Genomic DNA, 20,108 nt, shown 5'->3' on the forward strand with positions numbered 1-20,108 from the left:
CTGCCTCTAATCACACAGAGGTGAAACAAAAAAAACCCCGAGACAACTCGGGGTTTTAGTATTTCACTCACAAATTATACTTGTGGTTTGTTGTCTTCTTTGTTGTCGGCTTCAGGAGTATTGTCGACATTATCAGTTACTGAACTTTCGTCAGCAGCCTTGTCATCCTTTTCCTTTGTAGCCTCAGCTTCAGAAGCAACCAGCGTGTCATTCTCGTCAGTCCAGCCTTTCGGCGCACGAATTACCGACTTACGTTCCATCAGATCATCAATCTGAGACGCATCGATAGTTTCATACTTCATCAGTGCATCTTTCATTGCATGCATGATGTCCATGTTCTCGATAAGAATTTCACGAGCACGCTCGTAGTTACGGTCGATAATGGCACGAACTTCCATATCAATCGCACGCGCAGTGTCATCAGACATATGCTTGGTCTGAGTAACTGAACGACCCAAGAACACTTCGCCTTCTTCTTCAGCGTACAAAAGCGGACCTAGTTTGTCGGAAAAGCCCCACTGCGTCACCATTTTACGAGCAATGTCTGTTGCACGCTCAATGTCATTAGACGCACCGGTTGATACCTTCTCAACACCGTAAATCAACTCTTCAGCCAAACGACCACCATAAAGGCTTGAGATCATCGACTCAAGGTATTCGCGAGAGTGGCTTACACGATCCTGCTCAGGCAGGTACATAGTCACACCCAGCGCACGACCACGTGGAATGATCGATACCTTGTAAACAGGGTCATGATCCGGCACCAGACGACCAATGATTGCGTGACCTGCTTCATGGTAAGCAGTCGACTCTTTCTGATCGTCAGTCATCACCATGGACTTACGCTCAGCACCCATCATAATCTTGTCTTTCGCCAGCTCGAACTCAACCATAGATACCGTACGCTTGTTACCGCGTGCAGCAAACAGGGCCGCTTCGTTAACCAGGTTAGCCAGGTCAGCACCGGAGAAACCAGGTGTACCACGAGCAATCAGTGATGGTTTCACATCATTGTCCAGCGGCACTTTACGCATGTGAACTTTAAGGATCTGCTCACGACCGCGGACATCAGGCAGACCAACAACAACCTGACGGTCAAAACGACCAGGACGCAGCAAGGCAGGGTCCAGAACGTCAGGGCGGTTAGTTGCAGCGATAACAATGATACCTTCGTTACCTTCAAAACCGTCCATTTCAACCAGCATCTGGTTCAGTGTTTGCTCACGTTCATCGTGACCACCACCAACACCGGCACCACGCTGGCGACCTACCGCATCGATTTCATCGATGAAAATAATACAAGGCGCGGCTTTCTTCGCCTGTTCGAACATGTCACGGACACGGGAAGCACCCACACCAACGAACATTTCTACGAAGTCTGAACCAGAGATAGTGAAGAACGGTACCTTTGCTTCACCGGCAATCGCCTTAGCAAGCAAAGTTTTACCTGTACCCGGAGGACCAACCATCAGTACACCGGTCGGAATCTTACCGCCCAGCTTCTGGAAGCGGCTCGGATCACGCAGATAATCCACCAGCTCTTTAACGTCTTCTTTCGCTTCGTCACAACCGGCAACGTCTGCGAAAGTCGTCTTGATCTGGTCTTCGCTCATCATGCGAGCCTTAGACTTACCGAACGACATGGCACCTTTGCCACCACCGCCCTGCATCTGGCGCATAAAGAATATCCAGACACCGATAAGAAGCAGCATCGGGAACCAGGAAATGAAGATGGAAGCCAGCAAGCTAGGCTCTTCAGGCGGTGTACCCATCACCTTCACGTTCGCATTAATTAAGTCGTCCAACAGCTTCTGGTCGTTAACGACAGGCAGATAAGTCACGTATCGCGCGTTATCACGTTTATAAACGGTGATTTCACGATCATTGAATCGCACTTCCCTTATCTGATCCTGACCGATTTCACGGACAAAGGTTGTATAGTCGACTTGACGGCCAGCACTGTCACCCGGTCCAAAACTCTGAAAAACAGACATAAGAACCACGGCGATAACCAACCACAGAATCAAGTTTTTTGCCATGTCACTCAAGGTGTTAACCTCGCGATAACTTAAAGATGAATTTAGGGTACTACAGTTTGTAACCTGTAGCTACGATATATACCTCACGAGAGCGATCTCGCGACGAATCCGGTTTGCGAATTTTGACCACTTTAAACATGCTACGCACTTCAGCCAAATACTGGTCAAAGCCTTCTCCCTGGAACACTTTTACCGCAAAGCTGCCGTTTGGCGCAAGCACTTGCCTACACATATCTAATGCTAGTTCAACAAGATACATAGCTCTAGGCTGATCTGAAGCCAAATTTCCGCTCATGTTCGGAGCCATGTCTGAAAGTACTACATCAACCATATCCGGCTGAATACGTTCAAGCAATGCATCCAATACAGCTTCTTCACGGAAGTCGCCCTGTAGGAAGCTGACACCTGGCAGGGAATCCATTGGCAGAATATCACAGGCGATAACCTGACCTTCATCGCCGACAATTTCTGCTGCATACTGTGACCAACCACCTGGTGCAGCACCAAGGTCAACCACTGTCATGCCTGGTTTTAATAGCTTGTCTTTATTCTGAATTTCTTCAATTTTAAAAATCGCGCGGGAGCGATAGCCTTTTTTTTGAGCTTCCTGAACATACTTATCATCAAAGTGTTCTTTCAGCCAACGGCCTGAACTCGCCGAGTGCTTTTTTTTACTCATGATTTACCTAATGAGTTAGCGTACTTATAAAGTATACTTGACCAACATACCGTGGCGTATACTAAACAAATTAGTCTTCTAGACTAGATGGCGTTAGAATACCCTGTTTTCAACCCTAGTAATAAAAAAATAGAGTCATCATGAACCTGAGCACCAAACAGAAGCAATACCTAAAAGGCCTTGCTCACAACCTGAAACCTGTTGTCCTTATGGGTGCAAACGGCCTGACTGAAGCAGTTCTGGCTGAGATTGAACTTGCTCTTGACCACCACGAGCTTATCAAGGTTAAGGTTGCAGCAGAAGAGCGTGAGACAAAGGTTTTGATCGTGGATGCTATTGTTCGCGAAACTAAAGCTGAAAAAGTACAGGTTATCGGTAAAACGCTGGTTCTTTATCGCCCAAGCGAAGAGCGCAAAATCGAGCTTCCTCGAAAATAAAAAAGGCCGCCGTTGCGGCCTTTTTTACATTTCGATCATGGCATGAAATGCCTGTCACTGCAGCTGACGGAAACATTCACTAACAATTCATGCCAACAACTACAACTTAGATGTAAGCAACTTCGGCAATCTCAAATTCTTTCTGACCGCCAGGTGTAGTGATTGTCACCTCGTCATCTTGCATCTTACCAATCAGGCCACGAGCAATCGGAGAGTTAACAGAGATACGGCCGGCTTTAATATCTGCCTCATCGTCACCCACGATTTGGTAAGTCACTTCTTCGTCAGTGTCGACATCGATCAAAGTTACAGTTACACCGAAGATAACCTTGCCGCTGTTTTCCATCTTAGTAACGTCAATAACCTGAGCGACAGACAGTTTGTATTCGATATCACGGATCTGAGCTTCACAGATACCCTGTTCTTCACGAGCAGCATGATATTCCGCATTCTCTTTCAAATCGCCCAGTTCACGCGCTTCACCGATCGCTTGAGAGATTAGTGGACGACGCTTAATCAGAGTTTCCAGTTCTTCACGCAGCTTTTTTTCGCCGCGGACAGTCATTGGAATCTTATCCATAAATATATTTACCTCAATACCACCCTTAAGCGCTTGTCACTTTTTCGGGCAAAAAAAAGCTAGCCCAGCATCAGTGCTGAACCAACATCGTTAATAGGGAACAAGCTCATTCTAAACAAACTTGCGCCAGAGATCATCCCGGATCACATCGACAATCAGGTCGCAGTTGTTGCATAAACAAAAGGCTAAACCTTGCCTACAAGAATAGGCAAAAAATTAATGTGTTTGTAGTCACAAAAATACTTAATAGCACAAATTTCTCACCAAAGAAAAGCTCAACACACTTCTAAATTGAGCTAAAAAAAACACCCCACAGCGAACTTTTATTAAATCAGTTAAGTGACTGATAAATCACAATATAAAAACAAAAAACCTATTGTAAATCATACTCATAAAGTATTTTTCAGTTTTTTTTACTAACCCTTTGACAGCAGTAACCAGTAAAAAGAACAGTATGCATTTAGCACTCTTATGCATACAACAAAATAATTCCAAAATGGATTTCCAAAAGGATTCGACAATGAACAAGAACCTTATTGCTTTAGCAGTAGCAGCAGCAACAATTTCAAGCGCAGCAACTGCTGCAGAAGTGTACTCAGATGAAGCATCTAGCCTGGCAGTTGGCGGTCGTTTCGAAGCTCGTGCCCTAATGGCTGACACAGCAACTGACAGCAACAAAGTTTCTGATAAAACTCGCGTACGTATCAACGTAGCAGGTAAAACTGACATCTCTGACGGCCTGTACGGTACTGGTTTCTTCGAAAAAGAATTCCAGAGCGCAGACAGCAGCGATGATGAAACTCGTTACGCTTACGCGGGTATCGGCGGTACTTACGGTCGTCTAGTGTACGGTAAGGCAGACGGTTCTCTTGGTATGCTGACTGACTACACTGATATCATGTCATACCACGGTAACGAAGCGGGTAACAAACTGGCTGCAGCAGACCGTACTGAAAACAACCTATCTTACGTTGGTTCTTTCGACCTGATGGGCAACAACCTGACAGTAAAAACCAACTACGTATTTGACAACGGTGATAACAAAGACGGTTACTCTCTTGGTGCTCAATACGTAATGGACATGGGTCTTGGTTTCGGTCTTGGCTACGGTGAACAAGACAGTGGTACAGCAGAAAAAGGTAAGCAACTATTCGGTGCTATCTCTTACACCATTGGTGATTTCTACTTCGCTGGTCTATATCAAGACGCAGAAAACACTTCCGTATATAAAATTAGCAATGCAGACGTGAACGTTAAAGAATCATCAGGTTATGAATTCGCAGCATCTTACACTATGGGTAAGACTGTATTCATCGCAACTTACAACTACTTGGAAGATTCTGATAAAAACATCGACCTGCGTGACTCAATCGCAGTTGATGCAACTCACTACTTCAACAAGAACTTCCGCGCTTACGCATCATACAAGTTCAACAACCTAGACGAAAATGCTACTGCGGGTATCAACAAAGCAGCAACATCTGACGAATTCGTTCTGGGTGCTCGTTACGACTTCTAATTTAATTAGAATTCATAGCATTAGCTCCAAAAAAACGGTACAGGCTTTCGGGTCGGTACCGTTTTGCTATAAGATGACTAAGGTTTATATCTAAGCCTCTTCCCAAAGACTTCTTATGGCACCAATGATGTTACGAGTATTCCCTTTTCTGCTAGGTCTCTTATTAGGCCTCCCGGCTATAGCCGGTTTTTCTCCTCAGTTTGCTCTCAACCAGTTACCAGCAGCCCAGGACACAGCCCTGCTTATTATCGACCCTGCAACTGGTACAACACTATTTAGTCAGCGAGAAAATCAGTTTCAGGCTCCGGCCAGTACCCAGAAGCTCATCACAGCACTGGCAGCCCGGCTCTACCTTGGTAAAGATTTTCGTTTTTATACCGACCTGGAACAAGACGGCAAAAACTACATCATTCATTTCAGTGGTGACCCAAGCCTGTCACGCCAACAACTGGCAAATCTGTTGAGAAAAATCAGTAAGAACAAAATCAGCGGCAACATTATTCTTAACGGCAGTGTTTTCAGCGGCTATGAGCATGCTCCCGGCTGGCCATGGGATATTTTGGGGGTTTGCTACAGTGCGCCTTCCAGCAGTATTTCTCTGGAGCACAACTGTGTACAAGGAGCTTTGTACAGCAGTAAAAGCGCGGGCAAAGTGACTCGGGTGCATGTTCCGGCACACCAGCCAATCAAAGTCGCCACTTCCGCTATCACTGTGACCAAAGAGCAGCAAAAACAACGGCATTGTGATTTGGAGCTCTATGCTGATGCTTCCAATCATTACCAGCTCAGTGGCTGCCTTGCCCAAATGGACCGTCCGCTTCCGCTGAACTTTGCGGTTCAAAATACCGTAGACTACACTGCCGCGGTGATCCGGAGTGAACTGAAAAGGGCCGGGATCCGATTTAATGGCGAGATAATGCGCAACGACAATGCCAGAGGTAAACGCATTGCCCGCCACAGTTCCGCCCCCCTAAGCGAGTTGCTTGATACCATGGTGAAGGATTCAGATAACCTGATTGCCGATAACCTTGCCAAAACACTAGGCCACCGCTACTTCAATCAAAAAGGTACATTTACCAACGGAGTCGCTGCAATAAAAACGATTCTGCTAGAGCAAGCCAGTATCGATCTCAGCGCCGCAGTGATGGTCGACGGCTCAGGTCTGTCCCGAAACAACCGGCTGACAGCGGCACAAATGATGGAAGTGCTTACTTACTACTACCGTAATGACAAACAGTTAAAGCTGTTATCCACCCTACCAATAAGCGGCCAGACCGGAACCCTGCGCTATCGCCAGAGTATCCGCCACCAGCCACTAAGCGGGCAAATTGCCGCGAAAAGCGGTTCGCTGTTCGGAACCCATAACCTGGCTGGCTTCATTACGACAAAATCAGGTAAGCAGTTGATGTTTGTCCAGCTGGTATCCAACTACCATCCACCGGAAAAAGACGATGATGCGCCCAAAGTCGCCCCGCCGATTGAACAGTTTGAAAGGGAACTGTACAGGGCGTTGTACGAGAATTATTAAATAACTTAATACCAAAAGAGATATAGCAGAAGAGCTTAGGGGAGACAAATGAGTATCGAGAGGAGATCCGACACTCGTCGCTCTCCCCTCGTATCTCCGGTCTGGTTATTGACTCCGAGGATTCCGAGCCTCTATGCCAGCCCCAGGAACCAGTTCACCGTGGTGAAGTAGATAATCATCCCGGAAATATCAACCACCGATGCCAGAACCGGACTCACCAAAACAGCCGGGTCCAGGTTACAGGCTCGAGCTATCATCGGTAATACACCACCGACAGTGGTTGAAAGTACCACCTGAAGCGAAATTGCCATCCCGATCGCCAATGCAATATCATGAAGGCTCATCCCGACCGGCAGGACCGAGCCATCACTGAAAAGCATGACCCGGCCGACAATCACCATTGCCAGCACAACGGCAATCACAATCGCTACACGGAACTCTTTCCACAATACGGCCAGCCAGTCGCGACATCGTATCTCTTCCATTGCCAGTGCCCTGACCACCAATGTCGCCGCCTGAGAGCCGGTATTACCCCCGGCAGCAGCAATTACCGGCATGTAAATCGCCAGTAATACCAATTGGCTCAAGGTGTCCTCATAGTGTGAAATGATCAAACCAGACACAATACCCAGCAAAGCCAGACCAACAATCCAGCCAATGCGCTCGCGCACATGACTGAAAACGCTGTTTTTAAGGTAATGCCCTGCCGGTTCCGCTTCCGAGCAGATCAGCCCAAGTCCGTTCGCCAAATGGCGCATACGGACATCTTCATTTCTTTCATCAAGCAGATCCAGCAAGGTCTGCACGTGCCGCAGCGGGCACTCATGTAATACCGCAATCGCTTCTGAAATCGGCATTCGAACCAGCAGAGTAGCCTGCTCCTCGATGTCATATTTCAAAAACGCATTACGAACGGCCAGTACATCATTCTGACCCAAATGTTCAGTTGCTATTGCAGCGTGTGCTGCATAGTTCATTACCGCCATGGCGAATCTCCCGATTGGCAACACCCGCATTCGCCTTCAAGGCAAAATACGTGGCATAGGGTAACGACCACCAGAATCGCGTCTTACTACACATACGAACGAGCAATAACATCCAGTTCCGGGCAAAATAAATACAATTTCACCATCACTGGAATAGCTACAACCCGGTCATCAGCAATAGCGTGACGCCGTTCTATCATTGAGAAATTGGCAAGAAAACCAGGGAATGGTTTGTCAAAGGAAGGTATCAATAAGAAAAGATACAAAAGACATACTATTCCGAACCCGTATCAGAGGTTCGGAATCACAGGAGACCGACACCGTTAGCGGGTTTGATTTTCCACCTTCATACTCGGGGGATGGTCGGTATCGTTCATTAAAGTCTCCAAAATAATTTATCGCTTATGCGACGCGGCCAATTCTACGTGATTCGATGTTCAGTTCAAGCACTAATGGCCTGACTTTTGATGCCTTTGCTCATTCTTTGGGCAAAAATGAAACAGCCCGCAAAATGCGGGCTGTTTGGTCTACTGTTAGTTCTTTATAAGGAACTATTCAGCGCTTTTTACTCGTGCATGCAGTTCCTGCACTGAATTAACCGTGTTACGGTCATCAGCACTCCAGGCCATACAGGTAGCAAAAGCGGCATTCAGCGTCGTGGTGTAGTTCACCTTTTCAGCCAATGCGCCCCGGCGCAGCACTTTCGAATCCTCAATCGCCTGACGACCTTCAGCCGTATTAACGATGTAGGTGTATTCGTTATTCTTAATACGGTCAAGAATGTGCGGTCGACCTTCATATACCTTATTTACCAGACGCGGGTTGATACCGGCTTCACCCAGCACAATCGCAGTACCGTGCGTCGCATCAAGCTCATAACCCTGTTTTACCAGTTTGGATGCCAAATCAACCACACGTTGCTTGTCATTACCGCGAACCGATAGCAGAGCACGACCTTTGGCCTGCTTCACTTTTCCGCAACCCAATTCCGCTTTCGCAAAAGCTTCAGCGAAAGTGTTACCAACGCCCATTACCTCACCGGTAGAGCGCATTTCAGGGCCAAGCAGCGGGTCAACACCCGGGAACTTGTTAAACGGCAGCACCACTTCCTTCACTGAGTAGTACGGAGGAATAATTTCCTTGGTAAAACCTTGCGATGCCAGTGACTGACCAGCCATTACGCGGGCAGCAATCTTCGCCAGCGGCGCACCGGTAGCTTTAGATACAAAAGGAACGGTACGTGCTGCACGCGGGTTCACCTCAATCAGGTAAACTTCGTTGTCCTTGACCGCAAACTGAGTATTCATCAGGCCACGCACACCCAATTCGAAGGCCAGTTTCTCAACCTGCTGGCGCATCACATCCTGGATTTCCTGGCTCAAAGTATAAGCCGGCAGTGAACATGCTGAGTCACCGGAGTGAACACCGGCCTGCTCGATATGCTCCATGATACCGCCGATAACTACATTCTCACCGTCACAGATAGCGTCGATATCTACTTCAGTTGCGTCATCCAGGAAGCGGTCCAGCAATACCGGGGACTCGTTAGACACACTGACCGCCTCGTTAAAGTAACGGCGCAGGTCGCTTTCGTCATAGACGATTTCCATTGCACGGCCACCCAGTACATAAGATGGGCGAACCACCAGCGGGAAGCCGATTTCTTTCGACTTTTCAACAGCCTGCTCCAGCGCTGTCACTGTCGCATTCTCAGGTTGTTTCAGGCCAAGGCGCTCAACTGCAGCCTGAAAACGTTCACGGTCTTCCGCACGGTCAATGGCATCCGGGCTGGTGCCGATAATAGGAACACCAGCGGCTTCCAGTGCTCGCGCCAGCTTCAATGGTGTCTGGCCACCGTACTGAACGATAACCCCTTTCGGCTTCTCTACACGGACAATCGACAGCACGTCTTCCAGCGTTACCGGTTCAAAGTACAGGCGATCGGATGTGTCATAGTCGGTTGAAACTGTCTCAGGGTTACAGTTAACCATGATGGTTTCATAACCGTCTTCACGCAGCGCCAGCGAAGCATGAACACAGCAGTAGTCAAATTCGATACCCTGCCCGATACGGTTAGGACCACCGCCCAGTACCATGATTTTGTTATTGTCGGTTGGATTTGCTTCACACTCTTCATCATACGATGAGTACATGTAAGCCGTATCGGAAGAAAACTCAGCCGCACAAGTATCAACGCGCTTGTAAACCGGGTGGATGTCGAACTGGTCACGCAGCTTGCGAATTTCCGTTTCCGCTACACCCAGCAGCTTCGCCAAGCGGGCATCAGCAAAGCCTTTGCGCTTAAGCTTGCGCAGTGTCTGTGCATTCAAACCGGCAAAACCGCCCTCTTTCACTTGATTTTCAAGCTTCACCAGCTCTTCAATCTGTACCAGGAACCAGCGATCGATATTAGTTAGGTTGAAGACACCGTCAACCGACAGCCCGGCACGGAAAGCATCAGCGATATACCAGATACGCTCTGCACCAGCATCTTTCAGCTCGTGGCGAATTTTAGTCAGGGCATCCGGTGCATCCAGGTCTACCATTTCATCAAAGCCGTTTGCGCCGACTTCCAGGCCGCGCAGCGCTTTTTGCATCGACTCCTGCTGGTTACGACCGATTGCCATCACCTCTCCGACAGACTTCATCTGGGTTGTCAGACGGTCGTTGGCACCGGCAAATTTCTCGAAGTTAAAGCGCGGGATCTTAGTTACCACATAGTCGATGGTCGGTTCGAATGAAGCCGGCGTCGCACCACCGGTGATATCGTTCATCAACTCATCCAGGGTAAAACCAATTGCCAGTTTCGCCGCTACCTTAGCAATCGGGAAACCGGTCGCTTTTGAGGCCAGTGCAGAAGAACGGGATACACGCGGGTTCATCTCGATGATAACCATACGGCCATCTTTCGGGTTGATACCGAACTGAACGTTAGAGCCACCGGTTTCAACGCCGATTTCACGCAGTACCGCCAGCGATGCGTTACGCATCAGCTGATACTCTTTATCCGTCAGAGTCTGTGCCGGTGCGACAGTAATGGAGTCACCGGTATGGATACCCATAGGGTCGAAGTTTTCAATCGCGCAAACGATGATGCAGTTGTCGTTCTTATCACGGACAACTTCCATCTCGTACTCTTTCCAGCCGATCAGAGATTCATCAATCAGCAGCTCATTGGTCGGAGACAAGTCCAAACCACGACGGCAGATTTCTTCAAACTCTTCCTTGTTATAGGCGATACCGCCACCGGTCCCCCCCATAGTAAAGGATGGGCGGATGATACATGGGAAGCCAACCATCTCAAGAACCTGATAGGCTTCTTCCATGCTCTTGGCAGTATCGGCACGCGGACACTCAAGGCCGATAGCCTTCATCGCCGCGTCAAAGCGGGAACGGTCTTCTGCTTTATCGATAGCATCCGCCGTTGCACCAATCATTTCGACGCCGAACTCATCCAGCACGCCATGACGCTCCAGGTCAAGCGCACAGTTCAGTGCTGTCTGGCCCCCCATGGTCGGCAATACTGCATCCGGGCGCTCTTTCTCAATGATTTTACGTACTACTTCCCAGTGGATTGGCTCAATGTAAGTTGCATCGGCCATGTTCGGGTCGGTCATGATAGTCGCTGGGTTAGAGTTGACCAGGATTACACGGTAGCCTTCTTCGCGAAGGGCTTTACAAGCCTGTGCACCAGAGTAGTCAAATTCACATGCCTGACCGATAACAATCGGACCGGCACCCAGAATAAGAACACTTTTAATGTCAGTACGTTTTGGCATTTCTTCTACTCCCGGCTTAGGCGCTGTGCTGCTTGATTAGTTCGATAAAGTGGTCAAATAACGGAGCCGCATCATGCGGACCCGGGCTCGCTTCCGGGTGCCCCTGGAAACTGAATGCCGGCTTGTCGGTGCGATGGATACCTTGCAGGGAACCGTCAAACAAGGACTTGTGTGTCGCTCGCAGATTTTCAGGCAGCGACGCCTCATCAGCAGCAAAGCCGTGGTTTTGCGAAGTGATCATCACAACATTGCGGTCAAGATCCTTCACCGGGTGGTTGGCACCATGGTGGCCGAACTTCATCTTCACTGTCTTCGCACCGGAAGCCAGTGCCAGGATTTGGTGGCCAAGGCAGATACCAAAAATTGGCAGGCCCTTGTCCAGGAATGTTTTTGTTGCCTCAATTGCGTAGGTACATGGCTCAGGGTCACCCGGGCCGTTTGACAGAAATACGCCATCCGGATTCATCGCCAGCACTTCTTCAGCCGAAGTCTGTGCCGGTACAACAGTCAGGCGGCAACCGCGGTCAACCAACATACGCAGAATATTACGCTTGGCACCGAAGTCGTAAGCAACCACATGGTATGGCAGCTCGCTGTCATCTGCCGGTTCTGGCAGACCGTTTTCCAACGTCCATGAACCCTGTTTCCACTGATAGCTTTCACCGGTGGTCACTTCTTTCGCCAGATCCATACCTTTGAGGCCGGGAAACTCTTTGGCTTTCGCCAATGCCAGCGCTTCATCCAGGTTGTCACCCGCCATGATGCAGCCATTCTGGGCACCTTTTTCACGCAAGATGCGTGTCAGCTTACGGGTGTCGATATCGGCAATGCCGACAATGTTCTGGGATTTAAGGTAATCAGAAAGGGATTGTTGATTACGGAAGTTTGAAGCGATAAGGGGAAGATCGCGGATTACCAGGCCTTGCGCGTGGATGGAGGTGGATTCTTCGTCTTCGGAATTAGTTCCGGTATTGCCAATATGGGGATAAGTGAGGGTAACAATCTGTTGTGAATAGGAAGGGTCGGTGAGAATTTCTTGGTACCCCGTCATCGAGGTATTAAAAACAACTTCACCAACGGCCGATCCGTCTGCCCCAATGGACACGCCGTGGAACACTGTCCCATCTTCCAGGACTAACAGTGCTGATTTGCTCAAGACAACCTCCATAAAACAATAAAAATGCACTTAAAACAGATAATTTTGCACTTACCCATTCCATACAAAGTCAAAAAGCGAGTCAAGCATAATTTTGACAAATTGCGCGCATTCTAGAGACCACTCTTTAAAGTGTCAATAAAACAGTCAAAATTAATTTAAATTTAGACCAACCCAAGAGAAAAAACAGACCAACGCTGTATAACCGCACATTTTCATCGGTTTTTCATCACACAAAGCAGAACCCGATCTCATTTTATCGTTTGCCTGGATTTAACGAACTCGACAAACAATAATCTAAGTACCAAACCGTAAAAAAACCAAAATTAAAGCTCACTTTTGCACAACTCACAACAAAACCATTACCAACAATACAAAAATGACAGAAATCTTGATTAAAATTACAGCAAAAGCACAGATTCAAAAAAACAATAGAAATCGAAGGGGAGGATTCACTAATTATGCACCCACAGGTCTGTGAGTGCATATCAATGTAATTGGCTGGAATAGTTACCGCAGAAAGGAAATTTGGCAGTAATTGCGGAGATACTTATAATTCGTCCAGACTAAGCACGTCCTGCATTGTATAAAAACCAGGCGCTTTATCATTCAGCCATGCCGCAGCTCGGACAGCTCCATTGGCAAACGTCATACGATCGGTCGCTTTATGAGTGATTTCCACTCGCTCACCAATATCTGCAAACATAGCGGTATGCTCACCAACAATGTCACCGGCACGAACTGTTGCAAACCCGATTTCATCACGGCTGCGTTCACCAGTAATACCTTCACGGGCATACACGGCTACATCACTCAGCTTGTTACCCATCGCACCAGCAATAGCCTCCCCCATACCGATCGCTGTTCCTGACGGAGCGTCGACCTTATGGCGATGGTGGGCCTCGATGATTTCGATATCACAATAATCACCCATAACCTTGGCGGCTTTTTCCAGTAACTTGAACATCAGGTTTACACCAACGCTGTAGTTTGGCGCCATCACAATCGGCATGCTCTTAGCTGCCTCATCAATCTGCTGTCGCTCCTGCTCGGTAAAACCGGTTGTACCAATGACAATTTTTTTGCCATGCTGCTGACAGAATTCAATATTTGCCAGAGTCGCTACAGGTGCTGTGAAATCAATCAGCACATCGAAGTCATCCTTCGCAGCCGCAAGATCATCAACAACGGTGACAGACAGTGCACCAATTCCCGCTAGTTCACCGGCATCAACACCAACCAAAGTGGATTCACTACGCTCAGTCGCTGCACCCAGTGCAGCCAGTTCTGACAGGTGTGTCGCTTTTAACAGCTGTCGGCCCATGCGTCCTGCCGCACCGGCAATCGCAATTCTTACCATTGCGTATTTTCTCCCTAAAAATCTCTTATGTTGTTCTACTCCACTGTAGCCTGTTGACGGATATAAAAAAAGCCCCAGCATTCGCTGAGGCTTTCAAACCGATTGTATTCTTCCAGCAAGGCTTATACGTTCTTGACCTGAAGTTCACGTGGCACTTCGAAGAACATATTCTCTTCCCGACCGGTCAGCTCCTCAACTTCTGCACCGCTTAGCTGACGGATTCGCTCAATGATCTGGTTAACCAGTTCTTCCGGTGCCGAAGCTCCGGCTGTAATCCCCACTTTCGCTTTACCTTCGAACCATTCAGGCTGGATATCTTCCGGACAGTCCGTCAGACAACCCGGCGTTCCCAGCTTCTCAGCCAGTTCACGCAGACGGTTTGAGTTAGACGAATTCTTTGAGCCAACAACAATCACCACATCTACCGACTTCGCCATTTCACGCACAGCATCCTGTCGGTTTTGAGTTGCATAACAGATATCATCTTTACGCGGCCCCTGAATTTCAGGGAAAACCTCACGCAATTTAGCAATCACATCTGCAGTTTCATCGACAGACAGGGTTGTCTGGCTGACATAATGCAGGTTACTCGGATCTTTGACCTTCAGTTTTTCAACATCTTCCGGCCTCTCAACCAGGTACATGCCACCTTCTTCGCTGGTGTACTGGCCCATGGTACCCTCAACTTCAGGGTGACCGGCATGACCAATCAGTACCACTTCCATATGGCGGCGACTGGCGCGCGCAACTTCCATATGGACTTTGGTTACCAACGGGCAGGTTGCATCAAACACTGTCAGCTGGCGGGCTTTCGCTTCATTGCGAACAGCCTGAGATACGCCGTGGGCAGAGAAAATCACAATATTGTCATCCGGCACTTCGTGCAGTTCTTCGACAAAAATAGCACCACGTTGCTTAAGACCTTCGACCACAAAACGGTTATGGACGACTTCATGGCGAACATAAATTGGCGGTTGATACAGTTCCAGTGCACGTTCAACGATACTGATCGCACGGTCTACGCCGGCACAAAAACCGCGTGGGTTGGCTAATAAGATTTTCATTGCTAACAGCTCTTAGTTTTCTATGGCCACAACTTCGACATCAAAAGTGACCCGTTGCCCGGCAAGCGGGTGATTGAAGTCAACGGTTACTGAGTCGCCGGCAACTTCTGTAATTATTCCTGGGATATCCTGACCATCAGGGCCACTGAAGGCAATAATGGTTCCCACCTCGGCAGGTGCATCGGCACCGAATTTAGACAGTTCGAGATGGTGGATATTGTCGGGATTAGCCGGTCCGAAGGCATCTTTCGGCTCCAGTTTAAACGAGCTTTTCTGGCCAACGCTCAGTCCCAACAGGCATTTTTCAAAATTTTCCGTCAGGCTACCATCGCCCATACGGAACTTTGCCGGTTTCCCCACTGCCTGGGTTGAATCTGCCACTGAACCGTCATCGAGCTTAATGGCAAAGTGCATCAGAACTTCACTGTTTTCCTTGATAACCGACATGCTCACTTCCCTGAATTGAATATTTATAGCGCTCTTTTTACAACAAAGCGCCGCCCGTATCAACGGACAGCGCTTAAGGTTATAAGGTCTGATCGCTTTTAGCGGTTAACCGGTTGCTTGTCTTTATCGGCCAAAAAGCCTTCCAGGACAATCAGTCCGGCACCGACACAAATAGCGACATCGGCAATATTGAATGCCGGCCAGTGGTGCTTACCGATATAAAAATCCAGGAAGTCGACCACAAAGCCATGATACAAACGGTCAAACAAGTTACCGAGTGCACCACCGATAATCAGGGCATATGCACAATTTGCCAACTTATGGGAGGCCGGCGAGCGGCGCATCCAGAAGATAAGCAAACCACACACTGCAAGTGCAATCGCCGTAAACAACCAGCGCTGCCAACCACCAGCGTCACTCAAAAAGCTGAATGCCGCACCATAGTTGTGTACATACAGCAGATTAAAGAACGGCAGCAGCTCAATACGGTTAGGCCAACCGTATTCCATGGTATTCATAACCAGCAGCTTGCTGACAAAATCCATGACGAACACCAGGGCCGCCAGCCACAGCCAGCGAACTCCGGACTCTTTCAACGAGGGCATTTGTTTAGGCGATAACTTGATCATTAGGCAAACTTACGCTCTTCACCTTTACCGTCAATGTTGCTTACACAACGACCACAAACTTCTTCGTGACCTTCGATAGTGCCTACATCCGCAACGTGGTGCCAGCAACGATCACACTTCGCAGCTTCTGACGCTTTAACTGTTACATACAGACCTTCAACGTCAGTTTCCTGTGCACCTTCCGGCTTGCTGTCAGCAACAACAACGTCAGCTTTAGAAGTCAGCAGAACGAAACGCAGTTCGTCTTCCAGCTTGTTCAGCTTCGCTGCCAGCTCTTCATTTGCAGCCAGTGTTACTTCAGCCTGCAGGGCACCGCCGATAACTTTATCTTTACGTGCACCTTCCAGCAGTTTGTTCACAGCACCACGAACGTGCTGGATCTCAGCCCAGAATTCGTTGCTCAGCTCTTCACCTTCTGCCAGACCGAACAGACCTTCGTACCACTCACCCGTGAATACGAACTTGTCGCGCTGCTCACCATTACCTTGAGAAGCTGGCATTTCATTCCAGATCTCGTCAGCAGTGAACGACATGATTGGTGCCATCCAGCGAACCAGAGCTTCAACAATGTAGTACAGAGCAGTCTGACAGCTGCGTTGTGCGTGGCCACCGCGCTTCGCAGTGTACTGACGGTCTTTGATTACATCCAGGTAGAATGAACCCATTTCAACCGAACAGAACTGCATCAGGCGCTGAGTTACTGCGTGCAGGTTGTAATCATCGTAAGCCTTGATGATTTCTTCCTGTGCAGCTTTCGCACGGCCAACAGCCCAGCGATCCAGAGCAACCATATCTTCTGCCGCTACACAGTCAGTTTCAGGGTTGAAACCGCTCAGGTTAGCAAGGAAGAAACGTGCTGTGTTACGGATACGGCGGTAAGCATCAGCAGAACGCTTCAGGATTTCATCAGAAACGGCAACTTCACCGGTGTAGTCAGTTGATGCAACCCACAGACGCAGAATATCAGCACCCAGCTTGTTAGTTACATCTTTCGGTGCAACAACGTTACCGATAGATTTCGACATTTTACGGCCCTGACCGTCAACAACGAAACCGTGAGTCAGCACTTGCTTATAAGGAGCTTTACCCTTCATTGCAACAGAAGAGATCAGTGAAGACTGGAACCAGCCACGGTGCTGGTCAGAACCTTCAAGATACAGATCGGCACTGTTGCCATTGTATTCTTCGCGGCTGTCTACAACTGAGAAGTGAGTAACACCTGAATCGAACCAAACGTCCAGAGTATCAAGTACTTTCTCGTAATTAGCCGCATCTTCTTCACCCATCAGCTCAGCAGGTTCTACATCCCACCATGCCTGGATACCTTTTTCTTCCACCAGCTTAGCTACTTTTTCAATCAGCTCGCTGGTATTAGGGTGAAGATCCTGAGTTTCTTTGTGAACGAACAGTGCGATTGGCACACCCCAAGTACGCTGACGAGAGATACACCATTCAGGGCGACCTTCAACCATACCTTCGATACGGCTCTGACCCCATTCAGGCATCCACTGAACACTCTTAATTTCTTCCAGCGCTTTTGCACGCAGGCCTGCCTGATCCATCGATACGAACCACTGTGGAGTCGCACGGAAGATGATTGGCGTCTTGTGGCGCCAGCAATGCGGGTAGCTGTGCTCGTAAGCGTGGTGGTGCAGCAGTGCGCCGTGCTCTTTCAGCGTTTCAACAACAGCATCGTTCGCCTTAAATACGTGCTGACCGGCAAACAGTTCTGTATCCGGCAGGTAAACACCGTTGCTGCCCACTGGGTTAGCAACTTCCAGACCGTATTTCTGACCAACTGCAAAGTCTTCCTGACCGTGGCCAGGTGCTGTGTGTACACAGCCTGTACCAGAATCAGTCGTTACGTGATCGCCAAGGATCACAGGAACATCGAAGCTATAGAACGGATGGTTGAAACGAACCAGCTCCAGCTCGGCACCTTTACAGAAACCAAGGTTACGGTATTGCTCGATACCGGCACGATCCATTACGTCTTTAGCCAGCTCAGCAGCAACAATCAGACGCTCAGAAGGCTGTTCACTATCAGAGCCACCTTCAGTCTGGATCAGTACGTATTCCAGATCATCACGGATAGCAACGGCACGGTTAGCTGGCAGAGTCCATGGTGTTGTTGTCCAGATAACAATAGACACATCACCCTGACCTTCGTGGCCTTCAGCACAATCGAACTTAGCTACAACCGCCGCTTCGTCAACCGCTTTGAATTTTACGTCGATAGACGGTGAAACTTTATCTTTATATTCAACTTCTGCTTCAGCCAATGCTGAACCACAGTCAGTACACCAGTGAACAGGTTTGAAACCTTTCAGCAGGTGGCCCTGGTCTGCAATTTTACCCAGAGAGCGAATGATGTTCGCTTCTGTTGCAAAATCCATAGTGCGGTAAGGCTTGTCCCACTCACCCAATACACCCAGACGCATGAAGCTTTCTTTCTGACCTTCAACCTGACCAGCAGCGTAAGTACGGCATTTCTCGCGGAATTCAGCCGCAGTCACTTTCTGGCCTGGCTTGCCAACTTTCTTCTCTACCATCAATTCGATTGGCAGACCGTGGCAGTCCCAGCCAGGAATGTATGGTGCGTTAAAGCCAGACAGAGTCTTTGACTTAATAATAATGTCTTTAAGAATCTTGTTCAGTGCGTGACCAATGTGAATATCACCGTTGGCATATGGAGGGCCATCGTGTAATACGAAGGATTTTTTACCCTTCTTGGCTTTACGGATTTCACCGTAAAGGTCTTCATCATACCAACGCTTAAGCATCGCAGGCTCACGGTTAGCTAGATTGCCTCGCATCGGAAACCCTGTTTCAGGCAAATTCAGGGTATCTTTGTAGTCGCTCATTGATTCTCGATTCCGTTACTTGGGCGAAATTGGACATTATTACGCTCAGACAGCCACACCCGTGCTGTTTGAGCATCACGCTCTATTTGCGCTTTCAGCGCATCAAATGATTCAAATTTAATTTCGTCACGCAGCTTATGACGCAGCACGACTTCAATCTGGCGTCCGTAGAGATCAGATTTAAAATCAAACAGGTGTACTTCCAGTTGCTGGCGCACACCATTAACTGTCGGTCGGTGGCCAACATTGGCAACTCCGGGAAGCGGAGCACCATCAACACCGAAAACCTCTACAGCGTAAACACCGGAGACCGGTGATACCCGCCGTTTAAGAGGTACATTTGCTGTAGGAAAACCGATAGTCCGGCCCAGTTTACGTCCATGGGAGACGCGTCCGCCGATAGTATACGGACGGCCAAGCATCGACTCTGCCAGCGGCAAATCATTATTTGCCAGGGCCTGACGAATTGCCGTACTGCTGACACGTTGTTCAGAAACGCAAAAGCTCTGGGTACTGACAACCGTAAAACCGAACTCTTTCCCCGCAGCTTCTAGCATAGCAAAATTCCCGCTCCGGCCTTTTCCGAAGCAAAAATCATCACCAACAACCAGAAACTTAACACCCAATTGCTCTACCAACAAGCGGCGAACAAAATCTCGCGGTGACATATTGGCGAAATGGGCATTAAAATTGACACAAAACAAACGATCCATTCCCAGCTGTTTCAATTGCTGGTACTTATCTCGGAACCGCGTCAGTCTGGCCGGGGCATTATCCCCTGCAAACAATTCCATCGGCTGAGGCTCAAAGCTCATCACAGTTGCCGGCCAGCCCAGTTCTTTGGCTTTGGCCTGCACCTGGCGCAACACCGCCTGATGACCTAAGTGAACACCATCAAAGTTACCAATCGTCAACACGCTTCCGTGATGCTCTGGCTTGATATTATGTATACCTCGGATTAATTCCATGCGCCGCTTTAATTTTCGCAGAGTGAAAAACTGACGGATTATATACTACTCTGAGCCCATCATACCAATCGGA

15 protein-coding genes are annotated in these 20,108 nt (G+C 48.5%); 3 read left to right on the plus strand and 12 right to left on the minus strand.

The features are described 5' to 3' along the window. Nucleotides 1–74 precede the first annotated feature (74 nt). Nucleotides 75–2,048, minus strand: a complete 1,974-nt coding sequence (ftsH, locus tag C942_RS08890) for an ATP-dependent zinc metalloprotease FtsH (protein ID WP_086004394.1) — start codon at nucleotides 2,046–2,048, stop codon at nucleotides 75–77. Between the two features lie 40 nt (nucleotides 2,049–2,088). Next, a complete protein-coding gene (gene rlmE, locus C942_RS08895; protein ID WP_007464837.1) occupies nucleotides 2,089–2,718 on the minus strand; it encodes a 23S rRNA (uridine(2552)-2'-O)-methyltransferase RlmE in 630 nt (209 codons plus the stop codon). A gap of 140 nt (nucleotides 2,719–2,858) precedes the next feature. Here rlmE and yhbY point away from each other — a divergent pair, with 140 nt between their 5' ends. After that, nucleotides 2,859–3,155, plus strand: a complete 297-nt coding sequence (gene yhbY, locus C942_RS08900) for a ribosome assembly RNA-binding protein YhbY (protein ID WP_007464838.1) — start codon at nucleotides 2,859–2,861, stop codon at nucleotides 3,153–3,155. 106 nt (nucleotides 3,156–3,261) lie between these two features. Here the strand turns inward: yhbY and greA are convergent, their stop codons facing one another. After that, entirely contained in the window at nucleotides 3,262–3,735 is a 474-nt protein-coding gene (gene greA, locus C942_RS08905) for a transcription elongation factor GreA (protein ID WP_007464840.1), read from the minus strand. Nucleotides 3,736–4,255: 520 nt separating this feature from the next. On the opposite strand from greA, the gene C942_RS08910 reads away from it, so the two are divergent. Both C942_RS08910 and dacB read left to right on the plus strand, forming a co-directional pair. Next, on the plus strand, nucleotides 4,256–5,254 hold the full coding sequence (locus C942_RS08910) for a porin (protein ID WP_007464842.1): 999 nt from the start codon (nucleotides 4,256–4,258) through the stop codon (nucleotides 5,252–5,254). A gap of 115 nt (nucleotides 5,255–5,369) precedes the next feature. Beyond that, nucleotides 5,370–6,782: a serine-type D-Ala-D-Ala carboxypeptidase gene (gene dacB, locus C942_RS08915; protein ID WP_007464845.1), complete on the plus strand. Its 1,413-nt coding sequence runs from the start codon at nucleotides 5,370–5,372 to the stop codon at nucleotides 6,780–6,782. A gap of 131 nt (nucleotides 6,783–6,913) precedes the next feature. On the opposite strand, the gene C942_RS08920 is transcribed toward dacB, so the two are convergent. The 9 genes from C942_RS08920 to ribF form a co-directional block, all read right to left on the minus strand. After that, nucleotides 6,914–7,768, minus strand: coding sequence for a magnesium transporter (locus C942_RS08920; protein ID WP_007464848.1), 855 nt, complete (start codon nucleotides 7,766–7,768; stop codon nucleotides 6,914–6,916). Between the two features lie 551 nt (nucleotides 7,769–8,319). Then, nucleotides 8,320–11,547, minus strand: coding sequence for a carbamoyl-phosphate synthase large subunit (gene carB, locus C942_RS08925; protein WP_007464853.1), 3,228 nt, complete (start codon nucleotides 11,545–11,547; stop codon nucleotides 8,320–8,322). Nucleotides 11,548–11,563: 16 nt separating this feature from the next. Next, complete coding sequence (carA, locus tag C942_RS08930) at nucleotides 11,564–12,703, minus strand: glutamine-hydrolyzing carbamoyl-phosphate synthase small subunit (protein ID WP_007464855.1); 1,140 nt, start codon at nucleotides 12,701–12,703, stop codon at nucleotides 11,564–11,566. A 550-nt stretch (nucleotides 12,704–13,253) separates the two neighbouring features. Continuing rightward, nucleotides 13,254–14,063: a 4-hydroxy-tetrahydrodipicolinate reductase gene (dapB, locus tag C942_RS08935; RefSeq protein WP_007464857.1), complete on the minus strand. Its 810-nt coding sequence runs from the start codon at nucleotides 14,061–14,063 to the stop codon at nucleotides 13,254–13,256. 122 nt (nucleotides 14,064–14,185) lie between these two features. Continuing rightward, nucleotides 14,186–15,127 carry a 4-hydroxy-3-methylbut-2-enyl diphosphate reductase gene (ispH, locus tag C942_RS08940; protein ID WP_007464859.1) on the minus strand — a complete coding sequence of 314 codons (942 nt, stop codon included), beginning with the start codon at nucleotides 15,125–15,127 and terminating at the stop codon, nucleotides 14,186–14,188. A 12-nt stretch (nucleotides 15,128–15,139) separates the two neighbouring features. Next, nucleotides 15,140–15,574, minus strand: a complete 435-nt coding sequence (gene fkpB / locus C942_RS08945; protein ID WP_007464861.1) for an FKBP-type peptidyl-prolyl cis-trans isomerase — start codon at nucleotides 15,572–15,574, stop codon at nucleotides 15,140–15,142. A 98-nt stretch (nucleotides 15,575–15,672) separates the two neighbouring features. Continuing rightward, nucleotides 15,673–16,203: a signal peptidase II gene (gene lspA / locus C942_RS08950; protein WP_232428158.1), complete on the minus strand. Its 531-nt coding sequence runs from the start codon at nucleotides 16,201–16,203 to the stop codon at nucleotides 15,673–15,675. Next, nucleotides 16,203–19,067 (minus strand): isoleucine--tRNA ligase, encoded by a 2,865-nt coding sequence (gene ileS, locus C942_RS08955; protein ID WP_007464865.1) that lies wholly within the window; start codon nucleotides 19,065–19,067, stop codon nucleotides 16,203–16,205. The genes lspA and ileS overlap by 1 nt, the downstream gene beginning before the upstream one ends. Further along, complete coding sequence (gene ribF, locus C942_RS08960; protein WP_036799373.1) at nucleotides 19,064–20,035, minus strand: bifunctional riboflavin kinase/FAD synthetase; 972 nt, start codon at nucleotides 20,033–20,035, stop codon at nucleotides 19,064–19,066. The genes ileS and ribF overlap by 4 nt, the downstream gene beginning before the upstream one ends. Between the last annotated feature and the right edge of the window lie 73 nt (nucleotides 20,036–20,108).

This window comes from Photobacterium marinum, assembly GCF_000331515.1.
Lineage (GTDB): Bacteria > Pseudomonadota > Gammaproteobacteria > Enterobacterales > Vibrionaceae > Photobacterium > Photobacterium marinum.

Coding starts and splice junctions, on each gene's coding strand:
- C942_RS08910 (WP_007464842.1), top strand. CDS start 4,256: ATGAACAAGAACCTTATTGCTTTAGCAGTAGCAGCAGCAACAATTTCA.
- carB (WP_007464853.1), bottom strand. CDS start 11,547: ATGCCAAAACGTACTGACATTAAAAGTGTTCTTATTCTGGGTGCCGGT.
- rlmE (WP_007464837.1), bottom strand. CDS start 2,718: ATGAGTAAAAAAAAGCACTCGGCGAGTTCAGGCCGTTGGCTGAAAGAA.
- yhbY (WP_007464838.1), top strand. CDS start 2,859: ATGAACCTGAGCACCAAACAGAAGCAATACCTAAAAGGCCTTGCTCAC.
- fkpB (WP_007464861.1), bottom strand. CDS start 15,574: ATGTCGGTTATCAAGGAAAACAGTGAAGTTCTGATGCACTTTGCCATT.
- dapB (WP_007464857.1), bottom strand. CDS start 14,063: ATGGTAAGAATTGCGATTGCCGGTGCGGCAGGACGCATGGGCCGACAG.
- ispH (WP_007464859.1), bottom strand. CDS start 15,127: ATGAAAATCTTATTAGCCAACCCACGCGGTTTTTGTGCCGGCGTAGAC.
- lspA (WP_232428158.1), bottom strand. CDS start 16,203: ATGATCAAGTTATCGCCTAAACAAATGCCCTCGTTGAAAGAGTCCGGA.
- ribF (WP_036799373.1), bottom strand. CDS start 20,035: ATGGAATTAATCCGAGGTATACATAATATCAAGCCAGAGCATCACGGA.
- dacB (WP_007464845.1), top strand. CDS start 5,370: ATGGCACCAATGATGTTACGAGTATTCCCTTTTCTGCTAGGTCTCTTA.
- C942_RS08920 (WP_007464848.1), bottom strand. CDS start 7,768: ATGGCGGTAATGAACTATGCAGCACACGCTGCAATAGCAACTGAACAT.
- ileS (WP_007464865.1), bottom strand. CDS start 19,067: ATGAGCGACTACAAAGATACCCTGAATTTGCCTGAAACAGGGTTTCCG.
- greA (WP_007464840.1), bottom strand. CDS start 3,735: ATGGATAAGATTCCAATGACTGTCCGCGGCGAAAAAAAGCTGCGTGAA.